Below are 17282 nucleotides of genomic sequence, written 5' to 3'. Positions count from 1 at the left end.
CGTTCATCTCTTGTGCCCATTGCCGGGCGGCGCTGCGCTTGCCCGGCCTACATGAGCGCGCAGGGAGAATGTAGGCCCGGTAAGGCGTAGCCGCCACCGGGCATTGAAGCGGGAGAGGTGCGGAATGCCTATTGTCGGTGGCTGCCGAACGGTTCCGTTCATCTCTTGTGCCTGTTGCCGGGCGGCGCTGCGCTTGCACGGGAGACAGAATGTGGAGGGGGGTAACAGATGCTGCCGAACGGTTCCCTCTCCCTTCAGGGAGAGGGTTAGGGTGAGGGTGAATGGAAATGGCGTGACAGTGTCACCTGTCGAGCCATCCCTGCAGGGCCTCGGTCATCAGTTCGCCGAGCAGCGCCACGGCGGCGGAATGGTGTTCCTCACGCGGGGTTTGTCGCAGGCTGACGGCCAGACTTCCTGGAGCTGGCAGGAGTCCTCCTGCGGGGCGCAGGTTGCCTGGCATGCCGATGCGGGTGCGTATCGTCAGGCCCAGCCCGGCCTGCACCGCCGCCCAAATGCCGCTCAGGCTGTGGCTGACGAACACCACCTGCCAGGGGATCCCCGCGGCATCGAGACAGGCAATGGCGCGGGAGCGCATCAGGCACGGGCTGTCGAACATCACCAGCGGCAGCGGCTCGCCGGAGACCAGCAGAGCGCGAATGTCCAGGTCAGGATGCGCAATCCACGCCAGCGGGCAGAGGCCCAGCCCGGGACCCTGATCTTCGGTTTGCCACAGCAGCGCCAGATCCAGCGCCTCTTCCGCCAGCGCCTGGCGCAGCGGACCATTGCGATCCACCCTGGCGACTATCCGCACCTGCGGATGATGCCGTTTAAATTGCCCGAGGATCTCCGGCATCAGCGATTCGCCAAAATCTTCCTGCATACCAAGGTGGATCTCGCCGGTGAGCCGCTCAGCCTGCAGCGCGCGCAGGGTTTCATCATTGAGCGCCAGCAGGCGTCTGGCGTAGCTCATCAGCTTTTCGCCTTCCGCGGTGAGCACCAGATGCCGCCCCTGTTTGGTCACCAGCGCCGCACCGCACTGGCTCTCCAGCTTTTTAAGCTGGGCGCTGACCGCGGAGGTGGAACGCGACAGGCGCAGCGCTGCCTGGGCGAAACTGCCGCACTCCATGCCGGTCACAAAGCTGCGCAGGGCGTCGAGATCCAGCCCTGGTAAGCGTTTCTCCATCATCATCCCCATTTTCAGGACGTTTATCCTGAACGTTGTTATTTTCGAGATAGTACTGTGGCATCGCGAGAGGCAGGGGTCAACGGGCCCTGCGAAGAGAGCATTAGCGGTGCGGAAAGAAATAAAAAAAGCCGATAAGGACATTATCGGCTTATTGCAGGCAAGGCTGGCAGCGGGGCGGCAGGCGCCACCTCGCTAAGGCAGGTTATTGCGCCAGCAGTTCCTGAGCGGTGCGCTCCACCAGGTTCAGCAGAACCTTCACGTCATCCAGCGTCACCACCGGGTTCAGCAGGGTCAGCTTCAGGCAGGTAACGCCGTTGTGCTCGGTTACGCCGACGTTAGCGCGGCCGGAGGCCAGCAGGGCGTCGCCGACGCGCTGGTTGAGCAGCGCGATAGCCGCCGCGTCGCTCCCGGCCATCTGCGCCGGACGGGAACGGAACAGCACGCTCGCCAGCTGCGGCTGCATCACCAGCTCCAGCGTCGGCTGCGACTTCACGTACTCCGCCACGTTTTTCGCCATCGTGACGCCGTGATCGATGATCGCCGCATACTGTTTCTGGCCCAGCGCTTCCAGACCCATCCACAGCTTCAGCGCATCGAAGCGACGGGTGGTCTGCAGCGACTTAGACACCAGGTTCGGTACGCCGTGTTCTTCATCGAACTCGGAGTTCAGATAGGCCGCCTGATAACGCATCAGCTCGTAATGGCGCGCGTCCTTCAGCAGGAATGCGCCGCAGCTGATGGTCTGGAAGAACTGCTTATGGAAGTCCAGGGTAACGGAATCCACCAGCTCCAGACCGTCAAGGTAGTCGCGATACTGCTCAGACAGCAGCAGGGCGCCGCCCCAGGCTGCGTCAACGTGCAGCCAGATCTGATGTTCCGCAGCGATACCGGCGATGTCGCGCAGCGGGTCGATAGCGCCTGCGTCGGTGGTGCCGGCGGTGGCGACGATCGCCATGATCTGCTCGCCGTTAGCCTGCGCTTGCGCAATCTTCGCCTGCAGGTCGGACACGTCCATCCGCGCGAATTCGTCGGTTTTCACCAGCGTTACCGAGCGGTAGCCGAGGCCCATCAGCGCCATGTTTTTCTGCACCGAGAAGTGGGCGTTTTCCGAGCACAAGACTTTGTACTTGCGGATATCCCCCGGCAGCCCATCCTGCTGGATGGAGTGCCCCAGACGGGCGAAGAAGGCGTCGCGCGCCAGCATCAGGCCCATCAGGTTGCTCTGGGTGCCGCCGCTGGTGAAGACGCCGGCGTCGCCCGCCGGAAAACCGACCCGGGCGCGCAGCCATTCGATCAGCTTCATCTCGATAATGGTTGCCGACGGGCTCTGATCCCAGGAGTCCATGCTCTGGTTGGTGGCGTTAATCAGCACTTCCGCCGCCTGGCTAATCACCAGGCTCGGGCAGTGCAGGTGCGCCACGCACTGCGGGTGATGCACCGACAGGCTGTCTTTCAGGAAGTACTCGATCGCACGATCAATCGCCGCCTGGTTACCCAAACCCTGTTCGTTAAATTCTAGGGAGATACGCTCACGCAGCTCGTCAACGCTTTTCCCCTGATACATCTCAGGTTGCTTCAGCCACTGCACAACGGCCTGGCTGGTCTGCTCGATAACCTGCTGATAGGCTTCAACGCTCTGCGCTGGACCAGCAAGAATCGGATTCAATGTGGACATGGCGGTCACTTACTCCACTCAGACCGGTTTTACGCCGGCGGCCAGCAGGGCCTGTTCAAATTTGTCGAGGAACACGTCCAGCTCCGCGTCGCTGATCAGCAGGGACGGCAGCAGGCGCAGCACGCAGCCGTGACGACCGCCACGCTCGAGGATCAGGCCCGCTTCGAAGCATTTCTTCTGCAGCAGGGCAGAGAGTTCGCCGTCAGCCGGGTAGCAGCCCATGTGATCCTGCGCTTCGTTCGGCTTGACGATTTCGATACCGATCATCAGACCGAGACCGCGAACGTGGCCAATCACCGGGTAGCGTTTCTGCAGCTCGGCCAGTTTACCTTTCAGCCACTCGCCCTGGGCGGCGACTTTGTCGGCGATCTTGTTGTCGCGCAGATGACGCAGGGTGGTCAGGCCGGTGGCCATCGCCAGCTGGTTGCCGCGGAAGGTGCCGGTGTGGTGACCCGGTTCCCAGGCGTCGAACTGCTTTTTAATGCCCAGCACCGCCAGTGGCAGCCCGCCGCCAACCGCTTTCGACATCACGATGATGTCCGGCTGAATACCGGCGTGCTCGAAGGCGAAGAATTTACCGGTACGGGCAAAGCCGGCCTGCACTTCATCGACGATCAGCAGAATGCCGTGCTCTTCGGTCACTTTGCGGATGCGCTGCAGCCACTCGACCGGCGCCGGGTTCACACCGCCTTCGCCCTGAACGGCTTCAAGGATCACCGCCGCCGGTTTACGGACGCCGCTCTCCACGTCGTTGATCAGGTTTTCGAAGTAGTAGGTCAGGGCTTTCACGCCGGCTTCGCCGCCGATGCCCAGCGGGCAACGATACAGGTGCGGGTAAGGCATGAACTGGACTTCCGGCATCATGCCGTTAACCGCCGCTTTCGGCGACAGGTTGCCGGTGACGGACAGCGCGCCGTGGGTCATCCCGTGATAGCCGCCGGAGAAGCTGATCACCGCGGTACGACCGGTGTATTTTTTCGCCAGCTTCAGCGCGGCTTCCACGGCGTCAGCGCCGGACGGGCCGGTGAACTGCAGGCAATATTCTTTCCCTTCGCCCGGCAGGCAAGAGAGCAGGTATTCGGAGAAGCGATCTTTTAACGGGGTGGTAAGATCGAGAGTATGTAACGGCAAGCCGCTGGTAATGACACTTTGGATGCTCTGCAATACATCAGGGTGGTTGTGGCCCAGAGCGAGAGTACCGGCGCCCGCGAGGCAGTCCAGGTACTGTTTGTTATCCGCATCCGTCAGCCACACGCCTTCGGCTTTAGTGATAGCCAGCGGCAGCTTACGCGGGTAACTCCTGACATTCGATTCGAATTCGGCCTGACGGGCCAAAAAGGTTTCGTTGTTTGCGTCTAATAAATCGGCACGTAAAGTATCAATACGGACTTTATCCGTCATCATATCACTCCCACAACCAGCATTGCGGTTGAACGCTGGTTGAATAATTGGTGTAAGAAATTGAATTGGCATTCATAAAGCGCGCACAATATATGGCTTTTTAAATCCGCATTCAACGTTTTATTGATTGCGCTATTTTGACGTTATTCTTACCAGGGGCAAAATTAACGTAACTCGCTGAATTATAATAGAACAACGCTCTGTCACTATAACCCTTTAAAGTGTAATTATTAGTGAGAAAGTCTCTATATTTTTATTGCCGCTACGTTAAAGCGCTGACGGAATGCCTTCCGTCAGCGATAGCAAGACTCAATGCAGTTGCACCGCATAATTTGTTAAAGGTGTAACTTTTTTCACCAACTTATTGTTATATAAAAACTGTTCGTAAGTCTCGTAGCGCGCTTTATCCAGCGCTGCCGGATCGGTGGCGAACAGGGGCACGGTTTGCAACCACGCCTGGTGGTTGAGTTCGGTCCTAAGCTCCGGGTGGGCGGCGGCGAACGCCTCCCAGCTCTTCTGCGGATGGGCGCGCAGATAGCCCACTCCCGCCTGCAGGGCGGTGAGGAATTTACGGATCTTCGCCTCATGAATTGCGTCGCGATGGGCGACAATCACCAGCTCGTCATAGGCCGGCACGCCGTAATCTTCGACGTTCATCACCACCGGCGTTTTGCCCTGCAGCTTCAGCTCCTGCGCTTCTATATTACGATAGCCGCCGATAACCGCGTCCACCTGGCCGGCCAGCAGGGCGCTGGTCAGCTGGAAATTGACGTTCACCAGTTTGATGCTGGCCGGATCGATCCCTTCATGTTGCGCCATGGTCGCCAGGGTGGCCTGCTCAATGCCGCTGACCGAGTAGCCCACCTTCTTGCCTTGTAGATCTGCCGGGGTTTTGATCTGCTTATCCAGGGCGATAACCGTATTCAGCGGCGAATTAATCAGAGTCCCTACACGCACCAGCGGTAACCCTTCGTCAGCAAAGAAGTGCACCTGCGGCTGGTAGGTGATGGCCAGATCGGCTTGACGGGCGGCCACCATGCGCGGAGGCAGCGCGGGATCGGAAGGGGGGATAATCCTGACGTCCAGCCCCTGGGCCTTAAAGGCGCCGATCTGCTCGGCCACCATAATCGGCGCATGGTCGGGATTAATGTACCAGTCCAGCACCAGCGTCAGCGGTTCATTGGCCAGCGCGTGGCCGCTGAACAGGGCCGTCAAGGTTGCCCCGGCGAATAGCGACTTTTTCATCTGTTTTCCTTTATTACGTCATTCTTATTCCGGCGACCAGTCGATCAGCCGGTGTAGCAGGGTATCTACCGCCAGCCACAGCAGGAGGGTCAGTAGTACTAAAATAAACAGCGCGGCGAAGCAGATATCGGTTTGCAGTCGCGCATTGGCGTTGAGCATGACGTAGCCCAGCCCCTCGGCGGAGCCGACCCATTCGCCGATGATCGCGCCAATGGGCGCCACCGCCGCCGCCATGCGCAGGCCAGAGCCCAGCGCCGGCAGGGCGGCCATCAGGCGGACATGTCGCAGTTGAGCGCCGAAGGAGGCATTCATGCTGCGCGCCAGATCGAGATACTCCTGGTTGACCCGCCGCAAGCCATCAAAGAAGGCGGAAGTCACCGGAAAGAAAATCACCAGCACCGCCATCGCCACTTTGGCGCTCATGCCAAAGCCCAGCCACAGCACCAGCAGCGGGGCGAGGGCAAAGACCGGGATCGCCTGACTGGTGAGCACCAGCGGCATCAGCCAGCGCTGCAGACGGGGGGAGAGGATCATGCCCAGCGCCAGGGTGACGCCGAGCGTCACGCCCAGCGCCAGGCCGCTCAGGATCTCACTGAGCGTGATAAGCGTATGCCAGCCGAGATAGGCGCGATTAACCCATAGCGCCTCGGCGACCGCCATCGGGGACGGTAAAAGAAAATGGGGAATGCCGCTGCGGCTGGCCAGACCCCAGAGGAGCATCAGCCCGCCGAATACCATGCCGCCGCGCCAGAGACGTCCAGTCATGGTTGGGCCCTCATCAGCTGCTGCAGCAGGGCGGCCTGGCCGATCAGGAGATCGGGCGCGTCCGGCGCGCGCGGAGGTGTGCCGGCGAGGTGATGGCTATCATCAATGTCGCCGTCGGCCGCCGAGAGGACCAGCAGGCGGTGGCTCAACCGGCAGGCCTCCTGCGGATCGTGGGTGATAAGCACCACCGTGCGACCGGCCAGCAGGGTGGCCGCCAGGGTCTGAATGCGCGTACGGGTGAGGGTATCCAGCGCCGAGAAAGGCTCATCCATCAGCACGATGGGGCGATCCTCATACAGCGTGCGCGCCAGCGCGGCGCGCTGACGCATGCCGCCGGAGAGAGTCGCCGGGCGGGCGTCGGCGCAGGATGAAAGCTCAACCTGTTCAAGCAGAGCGGCGACCCGGGCACGATCGACTTTTTCACCGCGCAGCCGCGCGCCGAGGGCGACGTTGTCCCTAACGCTCAGCCAGGGGTAGAGCAGATCTTTCTGCCCCATCCACGCCAGACGGCCCTGAATCGGTTGCCCATCGCTGGCGACCACTTCTCCGCGGGTGGCGGGCGCCAGACCGGCCATCACCCGCAGCAGGCTGGTTTTGCCGGCGCCGCTGGCGCCGAGCAGCGACACCCACTGCCCGCCGGGGACCGTAAACGACAGGTTGTCGAACAGCCGACGGTCGCCGACATGCAGGCTCAGGCCACGGACCTCGATACCCGGCGCCGTCACGCCCGAGTCTCCGCCGCGGCGTTGAGGCCCATCTGCCAGAACTGCGCCTCAAGGCGGGTGGCGGTGGTGAAAATCTCGCTCAGCTCAGTGATTCGCGCCTCGCTCCCGCGCTGCTGCCACACCGTTTCCAACAGCGCCAGCGCGGCGCTGACGCCCTGCAGATAGCCTTCATCGCCATAGTTGCGGATCCATGAGGCGTAGGGGTTATCGTCCAGTCGGGTGGCGGGATGCTGCAGCAGGCCGAGACCGATTTCGGCGTAGCCCGCGACGCAGGGCATCAGGGCGACCAGCAGATCCAGCGCGTCACCCGAGTGGCCAATATCCAGCACATAGCGGGTATAGTTGAGGGTTTCGGGGGCTTCAGGTTGGGCGGCCATCTCCGGTTCGCTAATCCCCCACTGGGCACAGTAGCCGACGTGCAGCGGCAGTTCGTTGAGGATGGCATTCATCGAGGCGGCCGCGGCCCGCATCTCCGGCAGCGCGCGCAGTTTACTCACCAGCAGCGCGTAGCTGCGGGCAAAGTGAATCAGAAACAGATAATCCTGGGTCAGATAGCGACGAAAGGCGTTTTCCGCCAGCGTCCCATCGGCAAGTTGCTGGACGAAAGGATGCGCCACATAGCGCTGCCAGTCAGCGGCGGCCAGCTGGCGTAAACGGCCGTAAAGACCTTGGCTAAAAGCGGGAACGATCACAGGACCTCCATTTATTCAGGGGAGATCCGGGCGTGCAGGGGTGTGAACAGGCAATGGCGGTAATGCTGGCAAAATTGCCGACCCGTCCCTTCGCTGGCATGACCCAGATCAGGTTCAAAGGGTTCGGCTTGCGCCATCTCAGCCCTCACGGGACACCCCTCGGTAGCGCTATGTTATACGACATTCACCTTTTGAATACAATCACCGCGCCACCTTGCCGCAGGATGATGGTAATGGGGGATAGCCAGCGCTTTTCCGCGCGCAATAGTTTCGTTGTCGGCGCTGAATACCGTTTTTAACTAAAACCGCAGGCGCTATCTGCCGGTAAGATGCGCGCACTTTTATTGCTGTGGAGAGGCTGTTGATGCGTAAAGCCTTCTGGCTATTATTCGCGCTGGCGCTGCCGGCGCTGGCGCAGGATCCGGTGCTACCCGCCGTGACGGCGATCCATACGGCGCCCACCCTCGGTGAGCTGCCGCCGCCGGAGTCGCTGCGACCGTGCTGCGCTTTTGGTTACGACCTGCACGTGCGCGCGGCGGGCATTCCGATCCCGATGTACCAGATCGGTAATGTGTTGACTCTGGGTACGCTGGGTAAGCACCATTACAACGATAGCGCGTTCGGTGCGGTGAAAAATCTGCTGGGGCTCAGCGAGGAGCAGAACGGGCTTATCTATACCCGCCGCGGCGGGTTTATTGATATCGCCCATGTGCGCGATACGGCGGACAACACCTTTTATCTGTTCAATCGTATTGCGCCGACGCTGGGCCAGGCGGGGCGGATCTTCTACAGTGAAGAACTGGGCGTGCGCCGCGTGCAGCTGAATGCCTTTACGCCGCCGGCGGGCGTCAGGCAGCGCTATCAGCTGGCGGCCTGGCTCGCCGGGCATCTGGCCTTTGAAATCGCCCAGTGGCATGAGATCGCCCAGTGGTATGGCTTCCAGTCGGTCCCCGGGTTTTCCGAAGAGATTTCCGCTTTTTCGCCCGAGGATCTCTACTCCAATTTACTGGGCGCGAGGCTGGCGATTAATGTCATCCTCAGCGGCCACGGCGGTTCGCTGGAGGATTATAACCAGGCCATGGATGCGGCGCTGAAACAAGTGCTGACCCGGCTGCTGGTGGCGACGCGCGGTGAGACGGAAGCGATGTTTCAGCAGATCGACGGCGACTGGTGGAATAGTCACCGGCGGGTGCCGGATAAGTTTCTGGTACTGAAGCGTAACTACGATCTACAGGAAAACCGGCTGCCGACGCCGATCCCATTCGAAACCATGCCGCCGTATCGCCTGACCATGCCGGAGCAGGTCGGGGGATTCCGCTTACGCGACCTCGGCGAACTGCAGATCTATCCAGGGCACGATATGCAGGCATTGCCGGTTCCCGCGCAATACTATGGCGCCGGAGCGTTCCAGGGGCTGGCGGACCGCGCCCATGAGGCGGATAAAACCCAGCTGGCGCGGACAGAAAAATAGCCGTAAAGGCTCAGGACGAACGCCCTGAGCCGGCGAGTTAGCGGAAGTCGACCCAGCAGGCGCCGTTGTCGGCAGAACGCACGCAGTTTTCCACCCAGCGGACGCCGAACGCCCCGGCGCGGGCGTCCGGGTACCAGAAGTCGGCCAGCAGCGCCTCGTCGCGACGGTCGGCGGCATCCATGGCGATGGCGAAGCGGCGATAGAGATTCGACCATGCCTCAAACAGTCCCTCGGGATGGCCGCCGCCGATGCGATCATCCTGACGCGCCAGCGGATCGAGATAGTCCATACCGCGCTCGAGGATGCGCACGGGTTCGCCCTGGATTTCGTAGCGTAGCTGGTTGGGCTGTTCATCCCACCATTCGAGACTGGCTTTTTCACCGATGATTCGCACCTTTTGCCCGTGCATCGAACCGCAGTTGACGGCGGAGCTCCACAGTGAGCCGATGGCCCCGTTGTCATACTCCATCAGTACATGGGCGTTATCTTCCAGCGGCGCGCGGCTTTTGACGAAGCTTTGTCTGGCGCACATCAGCCGGGTGATCTTCAGCTGCGGGGCCATGGTTTCGATCAGAAACAGCGGATGGGTGGCCAGGTCGCCCAGCACATAGCTGGGGCCGACGAATCGGGGATCGACCCGCCAGCGGGTACTGGCGTTTTCCTGTTCCACCGGCTGGGCGTGAAAACCGTGGGCAAACTGCATATTAACGATACGGATATCGCCCAGCAGCCCGTCGGCGATCATCTGCCGGGCCTGCAGGATCAGCTGGTGGCCGGCATAGCCGTAGGTCACCCCGATGATCTTGCGCCGCCGCTGGCTGAGCGCCACCAGCTCGTCAGCTTCCTCGCTGCTGAAGCACAGCGGCTTTTCGCACACCACGTGCAGCCCGGCCTCCAGCGCGGCCCGGCAGATGGCATAGTGGGTGTTATTTGGCGTGGCAACTGACACCGCCTGAATGCCGTCAGGCCGGGCAGCCTCGCTGCGGAACAGGCTTTGATAGTCGCCGTAACAGCGGTCGGGATCCACCCCCAGCCGTTGGCCGAACTGGCGTCCGCGCTCGGCATCAATATCAAAGGCGCCGGCCTGCAGCGTGAAGGTGTTATCGCGCAGCGCTGCAGAGCGGTGAATATAGCCGATCTGGCTGCTGCCGCCGCCGCCGACCATGCCCCAGCGCAGGGTGCGGTCGAGAGGTTTTAAACCGTTAATCATGTCGTGCCTCCTGTCAGAATCCGACGTCGCGCAGATAGCGCAGACTTTCCGTGACCGCCTGCAGGCTGCCTGCGGCATGGCGCGGGTCGCGCTCTTGTTCAATGGTTATCCAGCCCTGATACCCCCGGCGGGCAAGAAAGTCTTTGATAGCCGGATAGTCAATGGCGCCGCTGCCGAGCGGGCACATCACCCCTTTGGCGCAGGCAGTGAAGAAGTCGATACCTTCATGGATAGCGCGCTGATAAACCTGCGGGTCGACATCCTTGAAGTGCAGATAGTCCAGGCGGAGGTAATAGCGATCCAGCCAGTCGAGCGGATCCATCCCGGCGTAATAGAGATGTCCGGTGTCCAGACACAACCCGGCGACGTCGTGCGGGATATCGTTGGCCAGCCGCTCGATCTCATCCGCGAATTCAATGCTGCCCCCGGCGTGCGGATGGATAACCGCCCGCACACCGTACTCCTGCCAGGCGAGGGTGCTAAGGGCGATAATGTGCTCCATCATGCGCTGCCAGTCTTTGTCATTGAGGCGCGGAGCCAGCGCGCCGCGCCCGGCAAAGCGCGCCCGTTCGGGGTTGCCGAAGTCGATAATCACCAGATAGGGCGGCTGGAAAGGGCGGCCCGGGATCGGTTCGGCAGCGGCTACCTGCGACAGATTGCGGCAGATTTGATGGGTCAGCGCCACCAGGGTGGGGAAATGGGCCTCGCTCACCAGATCGTCAAAGATCGTGCCGGCGACCAGCGACAGCTGATGCTGCTCCAGCGCCGCGCGCAGGCTGGCCGGATCGCTGGGGAGATAACCCCAGGGGCCGAGCTCAATGCTGCGATAGCCAGCCTGCGCCGCCTCCTTCAGCACGGTAGCCCAGGCAGGGAGGTTAGGGTTTTTCGGGTCATCGACGCCCCAGCTGCAGGGGGCGTTAGCGATAGGATGTATCATGTCGGCTTCCTTTTTCATACAAGGGATGCCGCTGAGTATTGAATAAAGATTTCATTATCAACAATGATGGAATTTTGATTTTATGATAATCATCATGATTTTAATTGATGGATTTTTTGATAATTTTTTATCAAATCGAGATGTGGCGCGGTCCGCCCGATACCCGTCTCCGCTGGAGACGGAGCCGGAAATTTACATATTTTCTTTGGTGATGATATCGAAAGGCTGAGGGAGTGAAATCACCTCGCTATGGGGGCGTGAAGCGGCGTCCGCCATGGCGCGCAGCGTAACGGCGGCAAACTCATCCAGCCGGTGGTTAAGCATGATGTCGATGGTGCCATCGATCAGGGCCAGTTCACTGTCGCTGAGCGGACCGTGGCAGACCAGAGCGATCTCCTGCTGACGGCCGCTGTCGCGCAGCGCGTCGACGATCCCTTCGACGCCGCCGCAGGGGGCGTAGATCGCCTGCAGGGCCGGGTACTGAGTCAGCATCTGTTCCGTCACGGTCCTGGCGATATCCGCCCGTTCATGACTGCGAACCGGCTCAAGGATCTGTTGCCCCTTGCCCTGTTCTCGCAGGCAGGAGCGAAAGCTGATCTCACAGCTTTCCTGGCAGGTAAAACGATTATCGCCAATGATAATGCCAATTTCGCCATTCCCCCGGCATAAGCGCTCGATAAACCAGGCGGCTGTGCGCCCGGCTTTATGATTATCGAGGCCGATATACCCGCTGCGCTGGGGGACCGACAGATCGGAAAGCAGGGTGAACACGCGCACGCCGCGGGCGGCGGCCCGGGCCACCGCGTGGCGAATCAGCGGGTGATCCAGCGCCACCAGGCCGAGCACCTCCACTTCATCGCTGAGTCGGTGAATGGCCTGAGCCATCGCTTCCACCGCATCGATGGCAAAATGCAGTATCACCGGCGCCTGGCCCGCCGGTAGCCATGGGGCAGCCTCGCGCGTCAGCGCCCGGGCCAACGGCAGGTAGAAGGAGTGGCTCTCCTGCAGCAGGATAAAGCCCATTCTGATCGTGACCGGCGCTTTGCCGGCAGCCAGGCGATAGTGGGGCTGCTCGAGGGTAAAACCCAGCCGGCGGGCGGCCTCCAGCACGCGCCGCGCCGTGGACTCTTTCACCGCCGCGCGCTTATTGAGCACCCGGTCGACGGTGGCTACGCCGACGCGCGCTTCACGCGCAATGTCGGCAAGGGTGATTTTAGTGGCGATTTTTTTCAAGGTAATTGTCGCTATGAATGAGCGTAATGATAGAAACTATCACGGTTAGCCTGGGCAGAAAAGCGACTCTCTGCCCGCCCTGGCCTATGCCGCTGCGCCTGCCGGGTAACCCCTGTTGGCGATGCACACTCTGTGATCAAAAGCGACTACCCGTTCTGGCATTGCTGCTATGCTGTTGAAATACAATTATTATTAAAGGCAGCATCGCTTCTGTTGGTTAAACTGCGCGCAAAGTCACCCTCAGAGGGCTTTACTGGGCGCATAACCGACTATACTTGGCGCGCTCGCGCGTAATTGCGGTTTCTCGGTGTCTATTTTGCTTTCACTTTAAACCAGCGTTGGGGCTGCACAGCGTTAAGTGCCGTTCCGCGCCGGCAGTGGGTCGGTTTGGGGCCTGTATGTTATTAAAAGAGCTGGCTGTTTTTGAGGTCTTAAGCACCCCGATATGGGTAGTTCATCCTTTTAACGAAAGGGTGGTCTATGCCAATCAGGCTTCCCGGACATTGAGCGGCGAGATGTCGCTCAATGAGATGCGTAACGGTATTTATTCCACCTGTCCGGAAACGCAACTGCAGCACTACCTTCGCTATCTCGACACCATGAGCGAGATATTCGAAGTCTGGACGTTACCCACCGCCAATGGGTTGCAGTCGGTGTATTGCAAAACCACCCTGATTGATACCGAAGACTGTGGTTGCTTGCTGCTGTTTGAAGCCGTGAAGCTGCTGGCGCAAAATCAGTCGATTCATACCGGCTCCCGCCGCTACCAGCGGCGTAACAATGGCTTTTTCGCTCGCTTTTTTATGACCAATACCGCGCCGATGCTGTTGATCGACCCTCATAAAGATGGCCGGATTGTCGATGCCAATATTGCCGCGCTACGTTTTTATCATTATTCCGATGAGGAAATGCGCACCAAACATACCTGGCAAATAAATACCCTGGGCCGGGACGTCATCCCCATTATGAATAATATTGCCAATCTGCCTGGCGGTCATAAACCGCTTAATTTTACGCATATTCTGGCTGACGGCTCGCTACGTCATGTCCAAACTTATGCCGGGCCGGTGGTGCTGTATAATATTCGACTGATGCTATGCATCATTCACGATATCACCGAAGAAGTGCATCTGAAAAAAGAGCTGGAATTTTCCGCCGCCCACGATCCGTTAACCGGCTTGCTTAATCGCCGGGAGTTTCACCGTCTGGTTGAGGCGCCAACTTTTATCCCCCGGGGTTATTGTCTGCTGTTAATCGATATCGATCATTTCAAGAGCATTAATGATATTCACGGCCATCAAAAAGGCGATGAGGTCCTGCTGGTGCTCTCTCGTATTCTGGAAACGTCGGTCGACCGCGAAGATACAATTTATCGCTGGGGTGGAGAAGAGTTTCTGCTTTTTTTGCCCCATTCGCCGATCGGCCGCGCGCTGATACTGGCGGAGGGGATCCGCCAGGCGGTTAGCGAATACCAGACGCTGTCGGTGACCGTCAGCATCGGCGTGGCTGAACATCATGACGGCGAAACGGTTGATCAACTGTTTTCCCGCGTCGATAAAGCGCTGTATGCGGCAAAAAATGATGGGCGTAATCGGGTGACGCGCATGCCTTTTGACAGCCCTGAGCGACGGCGCAGTAGAGATGGCGCCGCCTGAATAAGCCCCCGCCTGTAGTGGGTTAGCCTGCGCTAAGGTGGCAAACAAGGTATGGTGCGTTTTCTCGTTCTTTTCAGGAAGTGGGACTGGCTGAGGGGTCAATCCTGACACCACACCCGCTCGCCGTTCACCCACGTCTCGCTGATATTGCGTTCATCAACCAGGGTCATCAGCACGAACAGCTGCTCATAAATGTCATGGCAGCGGCCTATGCGCAGGCGCTGCAGCGGGGTGACCGCCGGGTCAATCACCACAAAATCCGCCTCTTTGCCCGGCTGGAAATTACCAATTTTCTCCTCCAGCCGCAGGGCGCGCGCCCCGCCAAGGGTGGCGTGATAGAAGGCCTCGCTGGCTCGCAGGCGATAGCTCTGCAGTTGTCCTACCTTGTAGGCCTCGCCCAGCGTCCGCAGCATGCTGAAGGTGGTCCCGGCTCCGACGTCGCTGCCGATGCCCATCCGCACCTGGTGCTGCCAGCAGGCGGGCAGGCGGAACAGCCCGCTGCCGAGAAACAGATTCGACGTCGGGCAGAAGGCGACTGCGGACCCGGTGTCATGCAGGCACTGCCACTCGGCATCATCGAGATGGATCCCGTGAGCGAAGACGCTGCGTTCGCCAGTGAGCTGATAGTGATGATAGACATCCAGATAGCGCGCATGCTCAGGCCACAGCTGTTTAACCCAGGCGATCTCCTCCCGGTTTTCACTGAGATGCGTCTGCAGCCAGGTGTCGGGAAACTCGGCCCGCAGGCGCTGCACCGCCTCCAGCAACCCCGGGGTCGAGGTGGGGGCAAAGCGCGGGGTGATGGCATAGCCCAGCCTGCCGCGCTGATGCCAGCGGCGGATCAACGCCCGGGTCTGCTCGTAGCTCTCCCCGGCGGTTTCGCACAGGTAGTCGGGCACATGGCGATCCATCATCACTTTCCCGGCGATCAGGCGCATATTGAGGCGCAGCGCTTCGCTGAATAACGCCTCCACCGATGCCGGATGCAGGGTACAAAACACCAGCGCGGTGGTGGTGCCATGGCTTATCAGCTGATTTACAAAAAACTGCGCTATCTCCTGGGCATACTCCGCATCGGCAAACTGGCTCTCCACCGGGAAGGTGTAGGTAGTGAGCCACTCCAGCAGCTGTTCGCCAAAGGCGCCGATCATCTCGGTCTGCGGATAGTGAACGTGGGCATCAACGAACCCCGGCAGCAGCAGCTTACCCCTCAGATCGACATAGCCCTTCAGGGGATGCAGAAAGGCTTCCCCCTCCTGCCATGGCAGCAGGGCGATAATTTTCCCCTCCTGCAGGAACAACAGGCCATCATCGAGATAGCGGGCCTGGGCGGCCACCTCATCCGGGGTCTCCGCCACGCCGGCGATATTAAAAAATGCACCGCGCACCGCGGTCTGGTAATCCATCATCGAACCTGCCTTCTCTTAACGCTCTGGGAATAGTGATAAACAGCAAGATTGGTGCCAGTTTGCAGCCTGCCGCGGCCAGACGCCGCGGCAGAAGGGGAAGGTTACTCTTTTTGCGCCACCGCGCCGGAGCGGAAGGCGGCTTTCGCCTGCACTTCGCGCTCGTCGCGAGCCAGCCAGCGGTAGGCGGTGGCGCCGAGGAAGACGCCGATAAACCAGCTGAAGTTCGCCACTTCATGCAAGGCCGGAATAAAGCTGATAATCAGCCCCAGGCCCACCGACGGCAGCAGGGCGGCAATCGCTTTCGGGTTAAAGCCATTGCGGTACCAGTATTTACCCTGCGGCGTATCGTCAAACAGATCGTCCACTGACACCCGGCCGCGTTTGATCAGGTAGAAGTCGGCGATCAGGATGCCAAACAGCGGGCCAATAAAGGCGCCCAGTACGTCGAGGGTATAGTGGATCAACTCCGGCGAGTTAAACAGATTCCACGGCGTCAGAAGTATCGAGCCCACCGCGGCAATCATCCCGCCGGTACGGAAGCTGATTTTCTGTGGCGCGCAGTTGGAAAAATCGAAGGCCGGCGAGACGAAGTTAGCCACGATATTAATGCCGATGGTGGCGGTAATCATGGTCAGCAGGCCGATGGCCACCGCCAGATCGTTACCCACGCGGCTGACGGTTTCGATCGGGTCAGTGATCATTTTGCCGAACAGCGACTGGGTGCCGGAGACAATCACCACGGTCACCACCGAGAACAGCAGGAAGTTAAACGGCAGACCCCAGCGGTTACCGCGGCGGATCTCGCCCATGCTTTTGCCGTAGCGGGAAAAGTCACCGAAGTTAAGCAGCGGCCCGGAGAAGTAGGAGACCACCAGCGCCGTGGCGGTGATCATCTGCCAGGTCTGCTCGCCGGCGCTCAGGGATTTGCTGGCGAGGGTAAAGGAGATCCCATCCAGACCGGTCTTGTATACAATCCATCCGGCCAGCGCCAGCATCACCACATAAACCGCCGGACCGGCGATATCGATAAAGCGTTTGATGGCGTTCATGCCATGCCAGAACACCATCGCCTGCAGCAGCCACATAGTGGCGAAGCACAGCCAGCCGAGGGGCGACAGCCCGAGAAAGCTGCTGCTGGTCAGCGAGGCTAGGGAGGGCCAGAACTTGAGCAGGACCAGCATCAGGGCATTCGCCGCCAGATAGGTCTGAATGCCGTACCAGGCAAAGGCGATCAGCCCGCGGATCACCGCCGGGATATTGGCGCCGAAGACGCCAAACGCCTGACGACAAATCACCGCGTAAGGCACCCCGGCCATCTGGCTCGGCTTCGCCACCAGGTTGGCGCACAGCTGGACAATACAGATGCCCACCAGCAGGCAGAGCAGAACCTGCCAGCTGGCCAGCCCAAGCGTAAAGAAGCTCGCCGCCACTACGTAGCCGCCCATGCTGTGCACGTCCGACATCCAGAATGAAAAGATATTGTACCAGCTCCAGTTCTGGTCGCGGGTCGGCGCCAGATCGTCATTACATAGCCGCGGACTGTAGCCGGCGGCCGCCTCGTGAGTCTTCGTCTGCTGCGTGTGGGATGAATGTGGCATGAAACCTGCTCCTCTGAATGAAAACCCTTTGATATGGATTGCTGAGGCTATTGCAGGATCCAGGCCAGAATGATGAATCT

General features: G+C 60.1%; 14 protein-coding genes and 1 riboswitch. Of the genes, 2 read left to right on the top strand and 12 right to left on the bottom strand.

Translation table 11 applies throughout. The features are described 5' to 3' along the window. Positions 1 to 301: 301 nt before the first annotated feature. The 7 genes from DR88_RS14050 to tenA all read right to left on the bottom strand — a co-directional run bounded on the left by DR88_RS14050 (position 302) and on the right by tenA (position 7689). Positions 302 to 1195 (bottom strand): LysR substrate-binding domain-containing protein, encoded by an 894-nt coding sequence (locus tag DR88_RS14050; RefSeq protein ID WP_032443887.1) that lies wholly within the window; start codon positions 1193 to 1195, stop codon positions 302 to 304. A 193-nt stretch (positions 1196 to 1388) separates the two neighbouring features. Then, entirely contained in the window at positions 1389 to 2870 is a 1482-nt protein-coding gene (locus DR88_RS14055) for a pyridoxal phosphate-dependent decarboxylase family protein (protein ID WP_073980552.1), read from the bottom strand. Between the two features lie 9 nt (positions 2871 to 2879). Continuing rightward, positions 2880 to 4265 (bottom strand): diaminobutyrate--2-oxoglutarate transaminase, encoded by a 1386-nt coding sequence (locus DR88_RS14060; protein ID WP_002905540.1) that lies wholly within the window; start codon positions 4263 to 4265, stop codon positions 2880 to 2882. Between the two features lie 306 nt (positions 4266 to 4571). After that, positions 4572 to 5507 carry an ABC transporter substrate-binding protein gene (locus DR88_RS14065; protein WP_004148458.1) on the bottom strand — a complete coding sequence of 312 codons (936 nt, stop codon included), beginning with the start codon at positions 5505 to 5507 and terminating at the stop codon, positions 4572 to 4574. Positions 5508 to 5531: 24 nt separating this feature from the next. Next, complete coding sequence (locus DR88_RS14070) at positions 5532 to 6272, bottom strand: ABC transporter permease (protein ID WP_004143673.1); 741 nt, start codon at positions 6270 to 6272, stop codon at positions 5532 to 5534. Further along, positions 6269 to 6997: an ABC transporter ATP-binding protein gene (locus tag DR88_RS14075; protein WP_004180001.1), complete on the bottom strand. Its 729-nt coding sequence runs from the start codon at positions 6995 to 6997 to the stop codon at positions 6269 to 6271. Before DR88_RS14075 ends, DR88_RS14070 begins: the two co-directional genes overlap by 4 nt. Beyond that, a complete protein-coding gene (gene tenA, locus DR88_RS14080) occupies positions 6994 to 7689 on the bottom strand; it encodes a thiaminase II (RefSeq protein WP_015958456.1) in 696 nt (231 codons plus the stop codon). The genes DR88_RS14075 and tenA overlap by 4 nt, the downstream gene beginning before the upstream one ends. Positions 7690 to 7757: 68 nt before the next feature. After that, positions 7758 to 7859, bottom strand: a riboswitch (TPP riboswitch). Between the two features lie 194 nt (positions 7860 to 8053). Here tenA and DR88_RS14085 point away from each other — a divergent pair. After that, positions 8054 to 9160: a DUF4056 domain-containing protein gene (locus tag DR88_RS14085; protein WP_004148456.1), complete on the top strand. Its 1107-nt coding sequence runs from the start codon at positions 8054 to 8056 to the stop codon at positions 9158 to 9160. A 37-nt stretch (positions 9161 to 9197) separates the two neighbouring features. Here the strand turns inward: DR88_RS14085 and DR88_RS14090 are convergent, their stop codons facing one another. The 3 genes from DR88_RS14090 to DR88_RS14100 all read right to left on the bottom strand — a co-directional run bounded on the left by DR88_RS14090 (position 9198) and on the right by DR88_RS14100 (position 12540). Beyond that, positions 9198 to 10370, bottom strand: a complete 1173-nt coding sequence (locus tag DR88_RS14090; RefSeq protein WP_004148453.1) for a Gfo/Idh/MocA family protein — start codon at positions 10368 to 10370, stop codon at positions 9198 to 9200. A 13-nt stretch (positions 10371 to 10383) separates the two neighbouring features. After that, entirely contained in the window at positions 10384 to 11307 is a 924-nt protein-coding gene (locus DR88_RS14095; protein ID WP_025861998.1) for a TIM barrel protein, read from the bottom strand. A 192-nt stretch (positions 11308 to 11499) separates the two neighbouring features. Then, positions 11500 to 12540, bottom strand: coding sequence for a LacI family DNA-binding transcriptional regulator (locus tag DR88_RS14100; RefSeq protein ID WP_004148452.1), 1041 nt, complete (start codon positions 12538 to 12540; stop codon positions 11500 to 11502). A 398-nt stretch (positions 12541 to 12938) separates the two neighbouring features. Between DR88_RS14100 and DR88_RS14105 the strand changes: the two genes are divergently transcribed. Beyond that, complete coding sequence (locus tag DR88_RS14105) at positions 12939 to 14195, top strand: sensor domain-containing diguanylate cyclase (RefSeq protein ID WP_025861999.1); 1257 nt, start codon at positions 12939 to 12941, stop codon at positions 14193 to 14195. A gap of 98 nt (positions 14196 to 14293) precedes the next feature. On the opposite strand, the gene guaD is transcribed toward DR88_RS14105, so the two are convergent. Continuing rightward, positions 14294 to 15604 carry a guanine deaminase gene (gene guaD, locus DR88_RS14110; protein WP_004148448.1) on the bottom strand — a complete coding sequence of 437 codons (1311 nt, stop codon included), beginning with the start codon at positions 15602 to 15604 and terminating at the stop codon, positions 14294 to 14296. Between the two features lie 101 nt (positions 15605 to 15705). Further along, positions 15706 to 17202, bottom strand: coding sequence for an NCS1 family nucleobase:cation symporter-1 (locus DR88_RS14115; protein WP_004148447.1), 1497 nt, complete (start codon positions 17200 to 17202; stop codon positions 15706 to 15708). Between the last annotated feature and the right edge of the window lie 80 nt (positions 17203 to 17282).

This window comes from Klebsiella pneumoniae (genome assembly GCF_000742135.1).
GTDB classification, from domain to species: Bacteria; Pseudomonadota; Gammaproteobacteria; order Enterobacterales; family Enterobacteriaceae; genus Klebsiella; species Klebsiella pneumoniae.
This window is presented reverse-complemented; position numbering and strand designations above follow the sequence as displayed.

What these genes read in the sequence shown, in the direction of transcription:
- DR88_RS14050 (WP_032443887.1), bottom strand. Translation starts at nt 1,195, where the DNA reads ATGGGGATGATGATGGAGAAACGCTTACCAGGGCTGGATCTCGACGCC.
- DR88_RS14060 (WP_002905540.1), bottom strand. Translation starts at nt 4,265, where the DNA reads ATGATGACGGATAAAGTCCGTATTGATACTTTACGTGCCGATTTATTA.
- DR88_RS14065 (WP_004148458.1), bottom strand. Translation starts at nt 5,507, where the DNA reads ATGAAAAAGTCGCTATTCGCCGGGGCAACCTTGACGGCCCTGTTCAGC.
- DR88_RS14070 (WP_004143673.1), bottom strand. Translation starts at nt 6,272, where the DNA reads ATGACTGGACGTCTCTGGCGCGGCGGCATGGTATTCGGCGGGCTGATG.
- DR88_RS14085 (WP_004148456.1), top strand. Translation starts at nt 8,054, where the DNA reads ATGCGTAAAGCCTTCTGGCTATTATTCGCGCTGGCGCTGCCGGCGCTG.
- DR88_RS14090 (WP_004148453.1), bottom strand. Translation starts at nt 10,370, where the DNA reads ATGATTAACGGTTTAAAACCTCTCGACCGCACCCTGCGCTGGGGCATG.
- DR88_RS14095 (WP_025861998.1), bottom strand. Translation starts at nt 11,307, where the DNA reads ATGATACATCCTATCGCTAACGCCCCCTGCAGCTGGGGCGTCGATGAC.
- DR88_RS14105 (WP_025861999.1), top strand. Translation starts at nt 12,939, where the DNA reads ATGTTATTAAAAGAGCTGGCTGTTTTTGAGGTCTTAAGCACCCCGATA.
- guaD (WP_004148448.1), bottom strand. Translation starts at nt 15,604, where the DNA reads ATGATGGATTACCAGACCGCGGTGCGCGGTGCATTTTTTAATATCGCC.
- DR88_RS14115 (WP_004148447.1), bottom strand. Translation starts at nt 17,202, where the DNA reads ATGCCACATTCATCCCACACGCAGCAGACGAAGACTCACGAGGCGGCC.